This window comes from Phocaeicola dorei (genome assembly GCF_013009555.1).
GTDB classification, from domain to species: domain Bacteria; phylum Bacteroidota; class Bacteroidia; order Bacteroidales; family Bacteroidaceae; genus Phocaeicola; species Phocaeicola dorei.
In genome coordinates, this window is sequence record NZ_CP046176.1 from 5,024,977 (window position 1) to 5,044,436 (window position 19,460).

Here is a 19,460-nt window from a genome sequence, read left to right on the forward strand (position 1 = left end):
AATAATTTAAAAACTCAAGTTAACGCCAAAGGTATATGAACGGGTAGTGGGATACTTGTTTCTGTCATCTGTTCCCGGAGTTAAAAGCGAACCGCCTACCTCCGGATCAAGTCCTTTGTATCCGGTAATGGTCAAAGCGTTTTGAACAGAGAAATACAGACGCATTCCCTTAATCCCTTTAATAAAGTCTTTCTTGAAATTATACCCCAATACAATATTATCAATTTTCCAATAATCGCCATCCTCCACATAGTAACTATTAAATTGCTTGGAGTCCGTCAGCACCGCTTTACCAAATACTTTTTCATACCCGGCTTTCAAATTATTCATTGCCTGGTCTCTATAATTCTCATAATGCAGACGAGTAAAGTTGATATTCTGGAATCCAAAGGCTCCTCTCATGGTAACGCTCAAATCAAAATTTTTATAACGGAAATCATTGTTCCATCCCAAATAATGCTTTGGCAAACCATTACCAATCACTTTTCTATCCTCTATCTTCACATCTTTAGACTCTACAGCATTACCATTCTGATCTTCATAAATCCATTTACCGTCTTCTGTAATATCCAATACTTTCCAACCCCAAATCTGCCCTATAGGCTCCCCTACTTTTACACGATGGGTAGGGACTCCCGACATAGGCGCTTGTGCGTCACCCACATAAAAATAATCGTTTGCCAACTGGTATTTACTATTATTCAATTTGTCAAGCTTATTCTTATTAGTAGAATAAGTCAGTGTGGTATTCCAACCAAAATCTTTTTTATTAAAGACAACCCCGTTCAGCAATATCTCCAGTCCCTTATTACTGATAGTACCCACATTTGCCAGTGTAGTGCCATATACATTGGGCGGAACAGGAACAGGATAATTATATAACAAGTCTACAGTTTTTCTGTAATAAGCATCAACACTACCACTGATACGATCTTTCAGAATAGAGAAATCAAGCCCCACATTAAATTCCTTCTTCTTTTCCCATGTGAATTCCGGATTCGGATTACTCTGCGGAGTCAATTTATTCACCCATTGACCATTATAATAAAAAGTATCATTATTTGAAGTATATCCCAAACGATAGGTTGCCAAATAAGGATTGGAAGGAGCAATACCTGTCACACCATAACCGGCACGAAGTTTCAAGCTATTAATCCACTTGATATTTTTCATAAAATTCTCTTCATTAATCCGCCATGCCAGACTTACAGCCGGAAATGTACCCCAAACCTGATCGGAACCCACAAATTTGGAGTCTGCCTCATGCCTTACACTAATGGTAGCCAAATACTTGCCCGCCAATATGTAATTGATACGTCCGAAAAAACTGATAAGATTACCTGACGTTTTATTACTGTTAATAGGAATAGCAGCACCGGCAATATCGCTGTCGCCACGTCCTAAAGCGATATTATCCCAGCCAAACTGGTCTGTAGGAAAATTCCAGTTCCGCATCCAATAATCCTCCCATATATTCTTCTGATAGCCATAACCTCCCAATACAGAAATATTATGAATGCCAAAAACTTCACTATACTGAGCGGTAAATTCAAACAACTGGTCTGTAGTCTCACAAGTACCTCTGGAGGCAAAACCATCACGGGAATGAGCCACTGTGGTATTGAAATTATCAAAAGTCTCACGATAACCCCTTGTTTCGTAATATCTATCCCAAGATAACAACGCATTGAATTTCAATGATTCGATGGGTTGGAAAGTAACATTACCATTCAATCTGGTACGCTGTCTGTGATGTCTGCCATTAGCTGTCTCGATAGTACTCAGCGGATTGGCGATAGCCACCAGAGCCGAAGGCTGTGCCCAAGGACCATCATACTCCGGCATTGATGACAGGACATCCTTATTTACATCCTGCTTATAAATAGGCAAGGTAGGATTAGTAACCAATGCCGCACTATATACCCCTCTATTGAAAGAGGAACCATCTCCGGTCGTTGTATAGTTCTGCGTATTAGAATTAACGCTGACGTTCAAACGCAATTTATCATTCAACATTGAATGATTCACCGCCAGTCGTACAATCAACGTCTCATTATCTGACTTTTTGAAAATTCCCTGGTTCTTTTTATAATTGACATTCAACAAATAATTAGTCTTCTCGGAACCACCCTTTACACTCAGATTATGCCCATGATTGACCGGAGTACGAGTTATGGCTTCCAGCCAATCTGTATTACCTCCAAAATCAGTAGCAGAAATTGTTCCATCCTGAATTAAAGAACGAAATTCATCTCCAGTCAACACTCTTTCCGTTTTCACAAACTCTTCTGTACCGACATACCCATTATAGTCTATGGAAAAATCAGAATTAGCCTTACGGGTAGTAACCAAAATCACCCCATTGGTAGCTCGTGTACCATAAATAGCCGCAGACGAACCATCCTTCAGCACATCGATTTGAGCAATATCCTCAGGAGCCACCGTTCTTAAATCTCCCGGAATACCGTCAATCAACACTAATGGCGAATTGTTACCCTGCAAAGAGTTAGTACCACGAAGTAAGATAGACGAATTCTCGGTAGGGTCACCTGTAGAATTCACAATGCTAAGACCAGCAATTTTCCCTTTCAATAATTGCCCCGCATCCCTCACATTTCCACGGACAAAATCCGAAGACTTGACACTTGAGATGGCAGCCGTCAGCTCACTTTTCTTTTGCGAACCGTAACCCACCACTACAACTTCCTCCAGCGCCAGAGAAGAAGGTTTCAACTGTACCTTGACAAAGGTCTGGCTACCCACATTTATCTCTTGGGCATCATAACCTATATAAGAAACAATCAAAACAGTATTCTTATCACTTGCCTCCACACTAAAATTACCATCTATATCGGTAATGGTTCCCTGAGAAGTACCTTTAAGAATAACCGACGCACCGATCAGTGCATCCTTATGTTCATCATATACCGTTCCCTTTATTATTCTGCTCTGAGCAAACAAGCATTGGGAAACGAGTAAAAACAAGCCCAACATCAACATCGTTGTTTGTCGATGTCCAAATTCAGACGGATGTGCACCTTTACTAAACATGTTTTTCATATTTGATCTTTAATTTAATTACAGCCCAAAAGTAGACTTATTAGATAAAAAGCCACAAGAATATCCATCCAAATAATATGAATTTTCTGCCAAAACAATATTTTCACCCACCTTTTACACCACCTTACCTCCTCCACCTTACGAAAAGAGAGCAATATTCTGCCAAAACAGGACAATATTTTGCCTTCCCCTTGTGTTTTTCAGCCAAATATCTACTTTTGCACATAGTAAACCACTTGATAAAACAAACTATGTACAAGCACTTATTCCTTCTCATATCAATCCTTTTCAGCCTGTCATCCCCCTGTGTTCATGCTGAAAGATATTATTTCCAACATTTGGGTCTGAAAAACAAACTGTCTCAAAGTTCCGTTCTTTGTATCACCCAAGACAGGAACGGATTCATGTGGTTCGGCACCAAAGACGGACTAAACCGTTATGACGGATCCAATTTCCGTATTTTCAAACACAATCATTCCAACCCTCATTCTTTGGGTAATAACAACGTCAACTCATTGCACGAAAATAAGGATGGGAAATTATGGATAGGAACAGACGACGGAATTTATATCTATGATCCATTGACGGAAACTTTCTCAAAACTCACCTGCAAAAGTCAGGACAGCTTGTGCATCACCCAGCCCATTGTACAAATCACCACCGATACACAAAAAAACATCTGGATAGCAGTAGAATCCCAAGGCGTTTTCCTGTTCGATAACGACCGACAAACATTAACACACTATGCTATCCCCGATGCCCATCTACTCAGTTCTATCTGTATAGACCAGCAAAACGCAGTATGGATAGGCTATAACGGAAAAGGGCTTTATTATACTGATGATCATTTCCAGAACTTCCGGTTATTCCAAACACAAGAGGGGAAAAACCTCTTCACCGATGACCAGATTTTCAAAATTTTCCCCGAACAGCATAACACCTTGTACACTGGTTCCGCAAAAGGTGGTCTGAAAAGTATCAATATCCTTACCCGGACAGTCACCGACTTGCTACCGGACTCTTCCCAAACCGAAAGTATCTTTGTAAGAAACATCTATCCCATCGACAAAAAAACATTGTGGGTTGCCACAGAACGAGGAATATACACTTACAACAAGGAAACCCGGGAAATCCAACACCTCACCTACAATCCCAACGATGACTATTCCTTGTCGGACAATGCCATTTATTCCCTCTACAAGGATGCTGAAGGTGGCATATGGATCGGCAGCTATTTCGGAGGCATAGACTATTATCCCACCCAATATGCCACCTTCGAAAAATACTATCCCATCATAGGACAAAACAGCCTCAGCGGAAAAGTAGTCCGTGAATTTTGCGAAGATGAAGACGGAAATCTATGGATAGGAACAGAAGACGGCGGCTTGAACAAATTCAATCCAAAGACCAAAGAATTCAGCCCTTGTCCACTGGCAGGACTGCACTATAATGTCCACGCTCTAAGTATGGACAATCACACTCTGTGGATAGGTACATATTCCAAAGGATTATACTCATTGGATCTGAAGACCCACCGTTCCCGTCACTACCTGATGGGACATGCCGAAAATACATTGAACGACAACAACATCTATTCCATGTGCCGCACCTCTGCAGGTCAACTCTACATAGGTACCACAACCGGACTCAATCTCTATAACCATGAAACAAATGATTTCACCCGTATCCACAAAATAGATGGTATCTTTGTTTTCAACATATTGGAAGACAGTAAAGGAAATATCTGGTTTGCCACCTATAATTCCGGTATATTCAAATACAATCCTAGAAATAACAGCTGGAAAAATTATGTTTCTACTCCCGGAGTTCCCCACGGACTCCCTTACAACAAGGTGATAAGTATTTATGAAGACAGCAAGCAACGTTTGTGGTTCACCATGCTGGGAAGAGGATTCTGCTCATTCAACCAGGACACAGAGGAATTCACTACTTATGATTCTTCACAAGGGCTTGCCAATGATGTGATTTATAAGATTGTAGAAGCCAACAATGACATCCTTTGGCTCACCTCCAACAAAGGATTGATACGGTTCGATCTGAAGACCAAAACCTCGAACATTTATGCAGACAACAATGGACTGCTCACCAATCAGTTCAATTATAGTTCAGGAATTAAGAGCAAAGACGGTACCATCTATTTCGGATGTATCAATGGCTTCATTGCCTTCAAACCCGAGTCCTTCACCGAAAACACTTATTTTCCACCTGTAGCCATCACCGATTTCCTGCTTTTCAACAAAAGCGCCGATATAGGCACCAAAGATTCCCCCCTCAGTCAAAGCGTGACTTATACCCGGGAAATAAACCTGAAGTATAATCAAAACTCTTTTGCCTTCCGCTTTGCAGCTCTTTGTTACGCCGCCCCTGAAGAAAATTATCTGAGTTATACATTGAAAGGATTTGATAAAGAGTGGTACAGTACCACAAAAAGTTCCACCGCTTCCTATACCAATCTAAAGCCAGGCGACTATACTTTCTGCGTGAAAACAGCTAACGCCAAGGGAGAATGGAGTAATGACATCAAAAGTATCCACATACATATCGCACCTCCTTTCTGGAAATCCCCGTGGGCCTATCTTCTTTATTTTATACTTTCGGCAGCCGGTATCGGATATATCTTCTATCGCTTCCGAAAACAAATCACGGACAAACAACGACGGCAACTGGAAATCTTAGAAGCCGAAAAGGAAAAAGAAATTTATCATGCCAAAATAGACTTCTTCACTAATATAGCACATGAAATCCGCACACCGCTAACCCTGATAAAAGGCCCGTTAGAGAACATCCTGCACAAGGAAAACATAGATCGCAACACCATCCGTGAGAACCTGGACGTCATGGAACGGAATACCCTGCGATTACTTGACCTGACCAATCAGTTACTCGACTTCCGAAAAACAGAAACCAAGGGGTTCCGTCTTAACTTTATGGATTGTAATATCTCCCAACTAATAAGAGACACTTATATCCGTTTCAATCCCGCCGCCCAACAGAATGGGTTGAAATTTCAAACAGACCTGCCCGAACAGGATTTCAATGCACCCGTAGATAAAGAAGCCCTGACCAAAATTCTAAGCAATCTGTTCAATAATGCAGTAAAATATGCCACATCATCTATCCATGTATCTTTAATACCACCATACGGAATGAAAGAACCGGGATACTTCTCCATTATGGTCAGCAATGACGGGCATCCCATCCCCCACGATATGCAAGAAAAAATTTTCCAGCCTTTTGTGCAAATCAAACAAACCTCCGGTGGGCAACGCACAGCCGGTACCGGCATCGGCCTGCCTTTGGCACGTTCCCTGGCAGAATTACATAAAGGAAAACTTTATTTAAAGGATAGGGAAGAAATCTGTTTCTGTGTCGAGCTTCCTGTCGATCAAGAAAAAGCCATACAGTTGCAAAAAGATTCCACTATCAGCCAGACCGGCAATATGCAAACAGTCATCCGGCAACACAGCACTAACATCTGTATTCTTGTAGTAGAGGATGACCCCGAGATGCAGAACTTTATTTGCGCACAACTGGAAACTGTATATTGCGTTATACGTGCATCTAATGGCAAGGAAGCCCTGCAAGTGCTATCAGAAAAGACAATCAGTCTGATTGTCAGTGATGTGATGATGCCCGAAATGGATGGTTTCGAATTATGCCATACATTAAAGACCGATATAGAACATAGCCATATTCCTATCATTCTGCTCACAGCAAAAGTTACCATGCAATCCAAGATAGAAGGAATAGAACTAGGAGCCGACGACTATATAGAAAAACCTTTTTCTACGGAGTATTTATTGGCACGCATAGCGAACTTATTAAGCAATCAGGACAAATTGCGCCATGCTTTCACTTCATCACCTTTTGTGAACGCCAAAACCATTGCACTGAGCAAAGCAGATGAGAACTTTTTAGACAAACTAATAGAAGTAATTCAGAAGAACATTTCGGAACCCGATTTTAATGTGGATATATTAGCCGAGAAAATGAATATGAGCCGTTCCAGCCTGCATCGAAAAATAAAGGGAATCGCTCAAATTACCCCCAATGAGTTTATTCAACTGGAACGGTTGAAAATGGCAGCCCAACTGATTCAATCCGGAGAATACAGAATCAATGAAGTATGCTATATTGTCGGTTTCAACTCTTCTTCCTATTTTGCCAAATGTTTTCAGAAACAATTTGGAGTACTGCCAAAAGATTTTTGCAAGAACGGCTCCTGACACTGTAAGATAATTTATATATGCGTATAAAATAGTCCTTTTAAATTTGGCATAATGCCATGAATCCATTACATTTGTTCCATATCACAAATGATAGAATTATGCAAGATATAACAAACGGACGTTGCGGTTGGTGCGGAACAGACGAATTGTATGTGAAATACCATGATCAGGAGTGGGGAAAGTTAGTAACCGATGACAAGACGCTGTTTGAGTTTCTTGTATTGGAAAGTGCCCAAGCAGGACTAAGCTGGATAACGATTCTTAGAAAAAGAGAGGGATATCGTAAAGCCTTCTGTAATTTTGATGCCGAGTTGGTGGCACAAATGACCGATGAAGACGTTGAGCGGCTAATGCAATTTGAGGGCATTGTAAAAAACCGTCTGAAAATCAAATCGACAATCACGAATGCGAAACTATTCCTTGCCGTACAAAAGGAATTCGGCAGTTTTTATAATTATACCCTGTCATTCTTTCCCGACAAAAAGCCGATTATCAACACATTCCGGTCATTGAGCGAGATTCCGGTATCCTCCCCCGAATCCGATGCCATGAGTAAAGATATGAAAAAACGAGGTTTCAAGTTCTTCGGAACTACGATTTGCTACGCCCATTTGCAAGCTTCAGGTTTTATCAACGATCATTTGACAGACTGTATTTGCCGGAAAGTTCCACAACAGAATTATTAACTCTGTTAACACTATCATCACCTTTTATCGGAAACCTCAATATGTCTTTTCCTCCTTTTCTTTTCGAGAAAAATAGCAACGATATGACAGCCGGGATTGAATTCAAGACTATAAGGGTATCTGTAATTCAATAGTTTCATGCATATATCTTGACTGAGCCGAAAAGAAAGAGATGTTCTGTTCCCAGATTGCATAACAAAACATTTTTTGGCTTTGTGAGAGCAGTTGCTCTCACCTTTTGGGGCATCTCTCACCTCATCTCTCACCCTTTAAACGCTTTATTCATCGGGGGAAAGTGATAAAAGATGAGAGCATGAGAGATAAAATGTGTTTTTTGCATTGATAGGAGTAGTCCCGAAAGTTAACGGCATAACTTTCGGAAACAATGGAAGAAACTTCCTAAACTTATGCTGTCAGTTTGTAAAAACCTCCCGTCGTGAAAGGGAAAATGTTCCGAGGAAAGACAACCTGTTTTATACGAATGTTCATGCGGCACTTCATGAACGTTCACGTAGGACTATATATACGTCCGCGTGAGGTTACACATATATATGTGGGAATCATCAATTTTTTGTTCATGTACAAAAACACAAGTTCCTATGCAAAAAAGATAAGGATGTTTTTTAAAAACATAAGTTCATTTTAAAAAAAGAACAAGACCTTTTTAAAAAACGAACTTATGTTATTTACCAACTTTTGCAAGCTAAATAACTTCTCTGCCAATCATCAAGATACACCTTCACCGGAAATCAAACTTCAGCCTGACAGGCACACTTAATTGTAACCGGCATTTTGCCCGAACTCTTCTTTATTGATAATGGCATCCAGTTGAGTCTGAGGAATAGGACGTAGCAAATGATGCTCTTTTATATTCACTTTCGCATCCGGATTGTATGCTTTTACTCTTTCCAGCAGCTTACCGGTACGCTTCAAATCGAACCAACGTTGCTGCTCTCCTCCCAACTCACGGGCCCGTTCATCCAAAATAAAATCCAATGTCAACTGTTCCGGCTTTATCTCCATGGCGGCTTCCTTGCCGGGAATAGCTGCTCTTCTCCTTACCTCATTGATATAAGATGTTCCAAAATCAAGGACTTCAGAACACAGTTCAGAGGAGTAAAGGACAGGACTTTCTTTCTATTCAGACTGACTAAAATTTATGCTTAATCTATGAATCCCTCAGGTTTTTACGTTGACCCCCGAGATGTGGGAAGCGTTGTAGAATTTTCAAACTGAGCCGCAAATATGGTGCAATTTACTAAAATAAAAATCACAAATATCTAATAACTAGATATTTGTGATTTTATTTCGTACTCGAAGCGGGACTTGAACCCGCACAGCCACAATGGCCAAGGGATTTTAAGTCCCTCGTGTCTACCGATTCCACCATTCGAGCATCCTCGACGAGAGAGAGCGGAAAACGAGACTCGAACTCGCGACCCTAACCTTGGCAAGGTTATGCTCTACCAACTGAGCTATTTCCGCCTTTTGTTTTAACGGATGCAAAGATAAGTCATTTTATAATACCAACCAAACTTTGCACCCATTTTTTTATTTACAATCGTAAAATTCCCTCTATTTCGGCCAATTCTTCATTAGTAAAGTTCAAATTATCCAATGCATGAAGATTATCTGCCAACTGTTTCACAGAACTTGTCCCCACAATAACAGAAGTCATTCGTTCGTCTTTCAAGACCCATGCCAATGCCATCTCAGCCAAAGTCTGGCCACGACGAGCGGCTATTTCATCCAACCGACGTGCTTTTCCTACTTTATCTTCTGTCACTTGATCTACTTTCAAAAATCCGGTAGAACGGGCCGCACGAGAATGTTCCGGAATACCATGCAGATATTTTTTAGTCAGCAAGCCTTGCGCCAAAGGCGAAAATGCAATAAAACCGGAGCCTTGTTCTGCAGCCAATGGCAATGATTTCTCCTCTACAGTACGGTCAAACATACTATAACGATATTGGCTAATGAGACACGGCACACCGGCAGCCCTCAACATTTCATAAGCTATTTTAGCTTGTGCTGGAGGGTATTTTGAAATACCCACATACAATGCCTTTCCTTGTTTCACTATATCAATCAATGCCTGCATTGTTTCCTCAACAGGAGTCACCCCATCATAACGGTGACTATAGAATATATCAAAGTAATCCAAACCGGTACGACGCAAACTTTGATCAATGCTGGCCATTAAATTCTTACGCGAACTGTTTCCTCCATAAGGTCCATCCCACATTTCATGCCCTGCTTTTGAGGAAATAATCAATTCATCACGATAACCTTGAAAATTTTCCTTTAAGATTTTACCAAAATTAATCTCAGCACTTCCCGGAATGGGGCCATAATTATTAGCCAAGTCAAAATGCGTAACCCCATTATCGAAAGCGTATTTAATCATATCGGTTGCCACACCGAAATCGTCCACACTGCCAAAATTATGCCACAAGCCTAAAGAGATACGAGGCAAAAGTAATCCGCTATTCCCACAGTATTTATACTGCATCTTGTCATAGCGCTCTGCTGAAGGTTGATATTTCATGATCATGCGATTTATAATTGTTTCTATCTACCCAAAAGGGATTGTTCTGCCTGCTCCATGACTGAGAAGTTAAAACCATCTACTACCTGTTGCATCAGATTTTCAATTCTGTCATTACACAAATTACCTATACTACCCTCATGAGTATGATGTACCTTCTTGTTGTGAGTAAATTTTCCGGCTTCTATATCCAAGCCCACCTTCTTATAAGCATCACGGAATGGCATGCCCTCAGAAGCCAGACGGTTAACCTCTTCCACACTAAATATATAAAGGTAACGATCATCATCCAGAATATGCTCGTTGATTTTAATCTTGTCCATAATATAGGCAGCCATTTGCAAACACTCCTTCAGCTCCTGAAAAGCAGGCAGGAATACTTCTTTTATAATCTGCAAATCACGGAAGTAACCCGAAGGCAGATTGTTCATTATCATCATAATTTGTTGGGGGAGAACCTGTATCTTGTTACACTTAGCCCGTGTCAGTTCGAACACATCGGGATTCTTCTTATGGGGCATAATACTGGAACCAGTTGTACACTCGTCCGGAAGTTTCACGAAGCCAAAATTCTGACTACTAAACATACAAGCATCAAAAGCCATCTTAGAAACGGTTCCGGCAATAGAAGCCAAGGCAAAAGCTACATTACGTTCCATTTTGCCACGTCCCATCTGCGCATATACCACATTATAGTTCATCGAATCAAAACCCAGCAGACTAGTAGTCATCTCACGGTTTAGCGGGAAAGAAGAACCATAACCGGCAGCAGACCCCAACGGATTACGGTTGCACATTTTGAATGCGGCCTGCAGAAACATCATATCGTCCACCAAACTCTCTGCATACGCACCAAACCACAAGCCAAATGAAGAAGGCATCGCTATCTGCAAATGGGTATATCCCGGCATCAGCACATCTTTATATTGATTGCTTTGAGAAATCAGCACATGGAAAAGCCGCTCTACTGCTTCGGCCACTTCTTTTAATTCCGCACGAGTAAACAGCTTCAAATCCACCAGCACCTGGTCATTGCGTGAACGTCCACTATGAATTTTCTTCCCGACATCTCCCAACTTACGCGTCAACATCAATTCTACTTGCGAGTGTACATCCTCTATACCATCCTCTATTACAAACTCTCCCTTTTCGGCAGAAGCATAGATATTTTTTAATTCCGCTAACAGCATTTCCAATTCTCCGGCCGTAAGCAAACCAATACTTTCCAACATGGTGATATGTGCCATTGAGCCCAATACATCGTGTTTAGCCAGATAAAGGTCCATTTCACGGTCACGTCCTACTGTAAAACGATCTATCTCCTCATTTACTCGGACATTTTTTTCCCAAAGTTTCTGTGCCATATTTTTCTTTATTTTTTAATAAGGAATCATCGATAACATCTCAGCCAGTTTATCCACCCCATCCTGTAAAGGTTTAGTAACCATTGCCTTCATAAACATATTCACTTCTGCACGAATAGTTACTTTCAGTTTTGCCTGCCCAGCCTCTACAGGCAAAATCTGAATCCACAAATTCATAGGGACCGGAGATTTTTCACTTTCGAATTTAACACATTTACAAGGTTCACGTTCTATAATACGCAAAGTAATGCTTATGCCTTGTACCGTAAAACTTAAAGAATCACAGTCGAACTCCATACCTTGTACCTTGTCAGCCAATTTATCACGTACAGATTCCAAGTTACTTAAATCCGACAACTTATTAAACACCTGCTCCTGACTATAAGGAACATATTTCACACTACTCTCAAATTGTGCCATAATACCTGCTCTCTAAAAACACGAAAAGAACAATCCGGAAATCCATAAAAATTTCCGAACGGTTCTCTTCATATTATATTTGTTTTAAAACTATAACTTATTTGCCTGCCTCCCAATGAGCCGGATCCTTTCTCCAGTTATCTAAAACAGAAACATCCTCTTCATTAATATATCCGGTTTTCAAGGCCGAATCCAATACAGCTTCATAATTAGTCAGAGTAACCAAGTTCACTTTTGCTTCCTTGAACGCTTCAATTGCCACCGGGAAACCATAAGTAAATGCAGCGACCATACCAATCACTTCACATCCGTCACGACGGATAGCTTCAACAGCTTTCAAGCTACTGCCGCCAGTTGAAATCAAGTCCTCAATAACTACGACTTTCATACCAGGACGAAGTTCACCTTCAATCAGGTTTTCCAAGCCATGGTCTTTCGGAGTAGAACGAACATACACAAACGGCAGATTCAATTCTTCAGCCACCAAAGCTCCTTGAGGGATAGCCCCTGTCGCCACACCGGCAATAGCATCTACCTGACCGAACTTCTCCAGGACAATACGGCTAATCTCAAGTTTCACAAAATTACGAAGAGAAGGATACGAAAGAGTTTTGCGGTTATCACAATAAAAAGGCGACTTCCAACCGGATGCCCAAGTAAAAGGATTAGCCGGCTGCAACTTGATAGCCTTAATCTTCAGTAATTTCTCTGCGAATAATTTTTCTAAAGTCTTCATAACTCAACTATATCTGATAAATATTGTGCAAAAATATAGAAATACATCGAGATAATGAAAAATCGGACAAGGTATTTTTCTAAAAAATAGTTGTTGTTATCAAGATTCCCCTGCCAATGCCAAAGTAAGTACACTGATACGTAATCCGGGTATGCCACGAAAGGCATCAGCGCAAGAAACAACCGTAGCCCCTGTTGTCAGCACATCATCCACCAACAATAGATGCTTTCCTTCCAAGCCATCGGGGAAAATACAGGCAAACAAATTTCGCACGTTTTCCCATCTTGCATATTGTCCTTTATGCGTCTGCGTATCAGTATATCTGCTTCTTATCACAACTTTAGTGTTCATAGGAATACCTGTCACCACCGAAACTCCCCGTGCCAAGCATTCACTCTGATTATACCCCCTTAAACGTTTTTTACGTTGATGTAACGGGACAGGAACAATCAAATCTATCCCATCAAAAAAATGAGAACACATAAGAAACTGTTTTGAATTGATTTAAGAATAATGTTATAGGGCTACATACAATTCAGAATCAGCCGGTCAATTGGAAAAATGTTATATCTTTAAAGGTACCAAACAATAAAGTTATGACACAGTATCCAACCGACCTGACTGAAAAACAGTGGCAAGTTATAAAAAATATTTTAGAGCCGCAAGCGAGGAACCGAAAACATTCGCTTAAAGAGATAATGAATGCCATCCTTTATATCAACAAGACCGGCTGCCAGTGGCGTATGCTTCCTTCTGACTTCGCCCCTTGGCAAACCGTCTATTACTACTTCCGTAAATGGAAGCTTGAAGGCGTGTTTGAAGAAGTGATGGATACCTTGCACGCTTTCATCCGTAAACAGGCAGGACGGCAGGAAAGTCCCAGTCTTGGCATCATGGATTCCAGAAGCGTAAAGACTTCCCATCATGTTGATTCAGACCGTGGTATAGACGGGAACAAGAAAATCAAAGGACGGAAAGAGCACATCATTGTCGATACGCTTGGCCTTCCGTTAGCCGTCGCAATCCATGAGGCCAACCTGCATGACAGCAAGGGCGCCCCACAAGCCATAGAAAAACTCGCTTATAAATTTCCGCGTTTGGTGAAAATCCTGGCGGACGGAGGCTACAGGGGAGATTTGGCTGATTGGGTCAAGAAGAAATTCGGATGGATATTGGAGGTCGTACTCAGACCGGACGAATGTCCATCCAAATTTCAGGTACTGCCCAAACGCTGGATTGTGGAACGCTCTTTCTCATGGCTGGAAAACTTCAGAAGGCTGACCATCGATTACGAATTCCTTGCTGAAACCGCAGAAGCTATGGTACAGATTGCATTCATCCAAATCATGCTTAACAGATTTATCGAATGAAATCAAAACAGCTTCTAAGTTCAGATGCCATCATCCGCCCCATCACTTCACCCACTTCTTGATTACCATGATATTTCAGTTCATACAACAACTGTCGGACATTCCCTCCCTTTGCATAATAAAGAAAAGAGGTGGCACGCTCCACCGGTATTTTTCCCCAGAAGTTACATTCTACAATATTATCTTTCCGTAAATGAAATTGAGTACGCGGAAGCCTTGACAAGCATTTCAAGCAAAGCACTCTCTCCCCTGATATAAGCTGCCGCCCACAAAGCAGACAACTATGTGGGAAAAATAAATTCCAAAGATCAGTCCAAATAGACATCATCTTCTCCGGTTTGTTTCACACAACGGCAAACAGCCTCTATTTCAAATCCTCTACCAACAGCAAAACGAATCAATTTCCCATTCCGTTCGTATTCCGTACATGCTTTCACTCTACTTCTTTTCTGCTCGATCAAGCCAGACAGAATCTCCACATACTCCCGTTCATCTATCTCCTCCAACCCTTCGGCTATAACATCCGCAGGGATCTTCTTCATGCGCAAAGCCTGACTGATTTTCACTCTGCCCCATTGGTTAAAGCGATATTTATCACGAACAAAAGCCGAGCAAAAACGCTTCTGGTCAATGTATCTCTCATCCTGCAAATGCCGAACGATTTTCTCCATCACTTCCGGAGTTGCCCCCCATTGTGATAATTTAGCCTCTACATCCGTTACACAACGTTCCATTGAAGAACAATAAGCTTCTGCCTTATACCTCAACTCATTCTCACTTAATTCTCCTTTCATCTCATTTTTTCGCTTTTATCATTCTATCATTTTGAAAGAGATCTTTCCTCAATTCTATATTTTTGTATCCCAAACCAGCTAGCATATCCACCGTCTCCCGGCCATATTCCTGATTAATTTCAAAATAAAGCCTTCCACCAGACACTAACATATCCCTACCCAATTCTGCTATTTTCCGATAAAACAGCAATGGACTATCATCCGGCACAAACAAAGCCAATTCCGGCTCCCACTCCAAGACATTAGCACTCATATTCGCTTTCTCCTTTTCTGTAATATAAGGTGGATTGCTGACAATGACATCAAACTGCTCACCGGCAGGAGAAGCAAGCAGCACATCCCTTTGCTCAAGAGTTACACGAACGCCGTTCCGCCTGCAATTACGTTCTGCAACTTGCAACGCCTTTTCTGAGACATCCCATGAAACGACCTCCGCCTCTTCCAGATTCTTGGTCAAAGAAACAGCGATACAACCACTCCCCGTACCAATATCCAATATTTTAACCCGACCATACTTATGTTCCCGTATAATCCAATCTACCAACTCCCCCGTTTCCGGACGTGGAATCAATACATGTTTATTCACTTCAAAAGTAAGACCATAAAACTCTTCAGTGCCTATTATATATTGAATAGGTTCTAGTTTTTGCAGACGGACCAGAATATCATCCAACCGTTTCTGCTCATTCACTGAAAAAGTAGTATCTTTGCCTGCATACAATTCAACAACAGACATACCGAAGACTTGTGTAAGCAGCAATTTAGCCATAGGTACAAGTTCTGTATCGGGGTAATACCCCTGCAAGGTTTGTTTTATGTAAGATACAACAGGATTCATAGTGTCATTTTATATGCAAAAGTAAGAATTTAAACAAGACTGTTATGACAAAAGATGAAAAATATATTTCCCGTTGTCTGCAACTGGCACACAACGGACTCTGTAACACAGCTCCTAATCCGATGGTAGGTGCTGTCATCGTATATCACGATACCATTATTGGAGAGGGCTACCACATCCGTTGCGGAGAGGCACATGCCGAAGTAAACGCCATACGTTCCGTTAAAGACGAAAATCTGTTGAAGGAATCAACCATTTACGTAAGTCTGGAACCATGCTCCCATTATGGGAAGACCCCTCCCTGCGCCGATCTGATTATAGAGAAGAAAATCCCCAAAGTCGTGATAGGCTGCATGGACCCGTTTTCTCTGGTAGCCGGCAGAGGTATCGAAAAACTGCGCAAAGCCGGTATTGAAGTAACTGTAGGTGTATTAGAGGAGGAATGCCGGCACCTGATAAGACGCTTCATTACATTCAACACACTCAAACGCCCATACATAACCTTAAAGTGGGCAGAATCTACCGATGGTTTCATCGATATAAACCGCACAGGAGGAAAACCGATCAAACTATCCAATCCACTGACCAGCATGCTGGTACACAAAAAACGCGCCGAACATGACGCTATATTAGTAGGACGACGCACGGCATTACTTGACAATCCCTCCTTATCCACCCGGAATTGGTACGGCAAGCATCCCGTACGCCTGGTAATAGACAAAGAATTGACATTACCGCGAGACCTGGAACTTTTCAGTGGCAGGATAAAGACATTCGTGTTCACCCGAAAATCCCCCCATCAGCCAAACACATTAACAGAATACATATCTTTGGATTTTAGCAAAGACATCCTGCCGCAAATAATGGAAGTATTATATCAGAAAAAAATACAATCACTTCTAGTAGAAGGAGGAAGTATTTTATTACAGTCTTTCATAGATTCCAGTCTATGGGATGAAGCCTTCATAGAAAAGGTTCCACTGTGTTTGAAGAATGGGATAGAGGCACCTTCTATTCAAAAAAAATACTTTAAATTGAATAAAATATACTTTGGAAGAGAAATAATGCATGCCGTCCATCCACAAAACCAAAGACAAAATGTGGCTGATTGACAGAGAAAAAGGGCTAGTTTATCTATAAATTAATATAAAACTTGCCCTAAAACTTCTGTATAGAAAAAAATCTTCCTACTTTTGCGACTTGTAACAATAGACTCATTTGCAAATGAAAATAAAGTTTTTGACTGTCATCACAAGTCTGCTTACTGCAGCTTTTATGATTACATCTTGCTTGGACGACAACGAAGTAGAAACAGAATATAGTTCAGAATCAAGCATTACCGCTTTTGCTATAAAAGATAAAATTGAAACTCAATATACCGAAAAGGTTAATGGCAAAGATACAACGCTGACATTCACCGTTGATGGTACCAAATACCCTTTTGCCATCGACCAAGGCACAAGACATATCTACAATGTAGACTCCCTGCCAGTCGGTACAGACATCAGCAAAGTTGTAGTCAGCATAACATCAGATGGTATCGGAGTTTTTATTGTTGCAGAGGACAAAGATTCGTTGTGGAATGAAACCGACTCCTTGAATTTCGAAAAACCTATCCAATTTAAAGTTATGGCAATGAGCGGAGTCTATGGGCCTATTTATAAAGCTGAGATTAATGTACATAAACAAGTTCCCGACTCATTGCAGTGGAGCCATAGAGGAAGTAGTTTCGACAACACCATCCAGGCACAAAAAGCAGTCACATTAGGAGATTATATTTATGTTTTCGCACAGCAAGACAATGGTGCCGCTGTTACAAGCACCCACATCAATGATGGAGGAACCTGGACACCCTTACAGGCTTTACCTGAAAATATGCTAAATGCGGACTATTCTTCTGCCATGGCATGGGGAGACAAATTATACATACTTGCCGACAATGACCTGTACTGTTCCTCTGATGGAAAAAGCTGGAGCAAGATTGGCACTAACACCAAATTCGAGAAGCTGATTGCCGGCGTTCATTCAGAATATAACCGCAAATTGTACGCCATAGACACCAACAATCATTTTATGGAAAGTACGGATGCTATGGCGTGGGATACTAATGGAGAGGTTCCGGCCAATTTCCCGAAAAATCAGATATCATACACAGCTTACCCGTTGGTAACCAATAAATCCATAGACCGTATGGTACTAATGGGGGAAAATCCCATTGCTACCGACACGACCTCTACTGTATGGACCAGACTGACCACAGAAGACAGTTGGGCAGATTATCCTACAGCCGCATACGATAGTTTTTATTGTCCCAAGCTGGCTAATATAGCCATGATTCATTACAACGACCAATTATACGCTTTCGGTGGTCCGGGCAAAAGTTTCGGTAAGGACATTCCCGCCTTCAGCCAATTCTATGAATCAACAGATCAAGGCGTTACATGGAAACCTGTTTCTAGATATGTATTTTTCCCAACAGAATTCCCCGATCTATACCATCAGGCAGACGGCAACTATTCTTATGTTATAGACAAAAATAACTTTTTGTGGATTATATGGAGCCGAAGTGGAGAAGTATGGAGGGGAAGAATCAATAAGTTGGGATTCGATTCCAAGGAATAAAGTCAAAGAGAGTCATATAAAATAGATTGCGACATGCCATATAGAGAGCAAATAGACAAAAGCCGTATACCTGCCCATGTAGCCATTATAATGGATGGAAATGGAAGATGGGCTAAACAACGTGGACAGGCACGTAGCTTCGGACATCAAGCCGGTGCAGAAACTGTACACATCATAGCAGAAGAAGCGGCTAGACTGGGAGTCAAATACTTGACACTATATACTTTCTCTACCGAAAACTGGAATCGCCCGGTAGATGAAGTCGCTGCTCTGATGAGTCTTCTGATGGACTCCATTGAAGAAGAAACTTTCATGAAAAACAACATCAGTTTTCGCATTATCGGTGATACGGCAAAGTTACCGGTAGAAGTTCTGGAACGATTGAACCAATGTATTGAACACACCTCAATCAATACCGGCATGTGTCTGACACTTGCTTTAAGCTACTCTTCCAAATGGGAAATAACAGAAGCGGTAAGACAAATAACGATCAAGATTCAAAACAACAAACTAGCCATTGACGACATCGATGACAATTTGATAAATGCGCATTTAAGTACAAACTATATGCCCGATCCAGATTTGCTTATACGTACCGGAGGAGAAATCCGCCTTAGCAACTATCTGCTTTGGCAATGTGCTTATTCCGAACTATATTTTTGTGAAACGTTCTGGCCGGATTTCCGCGAAGAAGAATTTTGCAAAGCCATTTATGATTATCAGAAAAGAGAACGCCGTTTCGGCAAAACCAGTGAACAAATATAAAGTTAGA

At 41.2% G+C, this 19,460-nt stretch carries 13 protein-coding genes, 2 tRNA genes and 3 pseudogenes; 6 read left to right on the forward strand and 12 right to left on the reverse strand.

All coding sequences use genetic code 11. The annotated features are described in order from the left end of the window. Window positions 1-6 precede the first annotated feature (6 nt). Window positions 7-3,060: a SusC/RagA family TonB-linked outer membrane protein gene (locus GKD17_RS20540; RefSeq protein ID WP_007839073.1), complete on the reverse strand. Its 3,054-nt coding sequence runs from the start codon at window positions 3,058-3,060 to the stop codon at window positions 7-9. A 251-nt stretch (window positions 3,061-3,311) separates the two neighbouring features. Here GKD17_RS20540 and GKD17_RS20545 point away from each other — a divergent pair, with 251 nt between their 5' ends. Both GKD17_RS20545 and GKD17_RS20550 read left to right on the forward strand, forming a co-directional pair. After that, a complete protein-coding gene (locus GKD17_RS20545) occupies window positions 3,312-7,307 on the forward strand; it encodes a hybrid sensor histidine kinase/response regulator transcription factor (RefSeq protein ID WP_032936877.1) in 3,996 nt (1,331 codons plus the stop codon). A 101-nt stretch (window positions 7,308-7,408) separates the two neighbouring features. After that, entirely contained in the window at window positions 7,409-7,996 is a 588-nt protein-coding gene (locus tag GKD17_RS20550) for a DNA-3-methyladenine glycosylase I (protein ID WP_007839083.1), read from the forward strand. A gap of 774 nt (window positions 7,997-8,770) precedes the next feature. Here GKD17_RS20550 and GKD17_RS20555 read toward each other — a convergent pair. From GKD17_RS20555 to GKD17_RS20590, 8 genes and pseudogenes are all read right to left on the reverse strand, one after another. Next, a pseudogene (locus GKD17_RS20555) lies at window positions 8,771-9,067 on the reverse strand (RagB/SusD family nutrient uptake outer membrane protein); the annotation flags it as partial. Window positions 9,068-9,307: 240 nt separating this feature from the next. Beyond that, window positions 9,308-9,392, reverse strand: a tRNA-Leu gene (locus GKD17_RS20560). Between the two features lie 16 nt (window positions 9,393-9,408). Further along, window positions 9,409-9,481 (reverse strand) — tRNA-Gly (locus GKD17_RS20565). A 70-nt stretch (window positions 9,482-9,551) separates the two neighbouring features. Then, entirely contained in the window at window positions 9,552-10,544 is a 993-nt protein-coding gene (locus GKD17_RS20570; RefSeq protein WP_007841291.1) for an aldo/keto reductase, read from the reverse strand. 23 nt (window positions 10,545-10,567) lie between these two features. Beyond that, window positions 10,568-11,908 carry an argininosuccinate lyase gene (gene argH, locus GKD17_RS20575; protein ID WP_007839091.1) on the reverse strand — a complete coding sequence of 447 codons (1,341 nt, stop codon included), beginning with the start codon at window positions 11,906-11,908 and terminating at the stop codon, window positions 10,568-10,570. A 15-nt stretch (window positions 11,909-11,923) separates the two neighbouring features. After that, the gene (locus GKD17_RS20580; protein WP_007839093.1) at window positions 11,924-12,328 is read right to left on the reverse strand and encodes an SRPBCC family protein; all 405 of its coding nucleotides are present in this window, start codon (window positions 12,326-12,328) and stop codon (window positions 11,924-11,926) included. A gap of 97 nt (window positions 12,329-12,425) precedes the next feature. Continuing rightward, window positions 12,426-13,064 (reverse strand): orotate phosphoribosyltransferase, encoded by a 639-nt coding sequence (gene pyrE, locus GKD17_RS20585; RefSeq protein ID WP_007839094.1) that lies wholly within the window; start codon window positions 13,062-13,064, stop codon window positions 12,426-12,428. 99 nt (window positions 13,065-13,163) lie between these two features. Then, a pseudogene (locus tag GKD17_RS20590) lies at window positions 13,164-13,550 on the reverse strand (ComF family protein); the annotation flags it as partial. Window positions 13,551-13,660: 110 nt separating this feature from the next. Here GKD17_RS20590 and GKD17_RS20595 point away from each other — a divergent pair. Then, the gene (locus tag GKD17_RS20595) at window positions 13,661-14,434 is read left to right on the forward strand and encodes an IS5 family transposase (RefSeq protein ID WP_007839296.1); all 774 of its coding nucleotides are present in this window, start codon (window positions 13,661-13,663) and stop codon (window positions 14,432-14,434) included. Between the two features lie 16 nt (window positions 14,435-14,450). Here the strand turns inward: GKD17_RS20595 and GKD17_RS20600 are convergent. The 3 genes and pseudogenes from GKD17_RS20600 to prmC all read right to left on the reverse strand — a co-directional run. Next, window positions 14,451-14,762 (reverse strand): annotated as a pseudogene (locus GKD17_RS20600) (ComF family protein); the annotation flags it as partial. Continuing rightward, window positions 14,743-15,228: a regulatory protein RecX gene (locus tag GKD17_RS20605; RefSeq protein ID WP_007839108.1), complete on the reverse strand. Its 486-nt coding sequence runs from the start codon at window positions 15,226-15,228 to the stop codon at window positions 14,743-14,745. The gene GKD17_RS20605 and the pseudogene GKD17_RS20600, both read right to left, overlap by 20 nt. A gap of 1 nt (window position 15,229) precedes the next feature. Next, entirely contained in the window at window positions 15,230-16,066 is an 837-nt protein-coding gene (gene prmC, locus GKD17_RS20610) for a peptide chain release factor N(5)-glutamine methyltransferase (protein WP_007839110.1), read from the reverse strand. A gap of 44 nt (window positions 16,067-16,110) precedes the next feature. Here prmC and ribD point away from each other — a divergent pair, with 44 nt between their 5' ends. The 3 genes from ribD (at window position 16,111) to GKD17_RS20625 (ending at window position 19,453) form a co-directional block, all read left to right on the forward strand. Further along, window positions 16,111-17,178 (forward strand): bifunctional diaminohydroxyphosphoribosylaminopyrimidine deaminase/5-amino-6-(5-phosphoribosylamino)uracil reductase RibD, encoded by a 1,068-nt coding sequence (gene ribD, locus GKD17_RS20615; RefSeq protein ID WP_007839112.1) that lies wholly within the window; start codon window positions 16,111-16,113, stop codon window positions 17,176-17,178. Between the two features lie 112 nt (window positions 17,179-17,290). After that, window positions 17,291-18,688 carry a DUF6242 domain-containing protein gene (locus GKD17_RS20620; RefSeq protein ID WP_007839114.1) on the forward strand — a complete coding sequence of 466 codons (1,398 nt, stop codon included), beginning with the start codon at window positions 17,291-17,293 and terminating at the stop codon, window positions 18,686-18,688. A 33-nt stretch (window positions 18,689-18,721) separates the two neighbouring features. Further along, window positions 18,722-19,453 carry an isoprenyl transferase gene (locus GKD17_RS20625; protein ID WP_007839117.1) on the forward strand — a complete coding sequence of 244 codons (732 nt, stop codon included), beginning with the start codon at window positions 18,722-18,724 and terminating at the stop codon, window positions 19,451-19,453. Window positions 19,454-19,460: the final 7 nt, after the last annotated feature.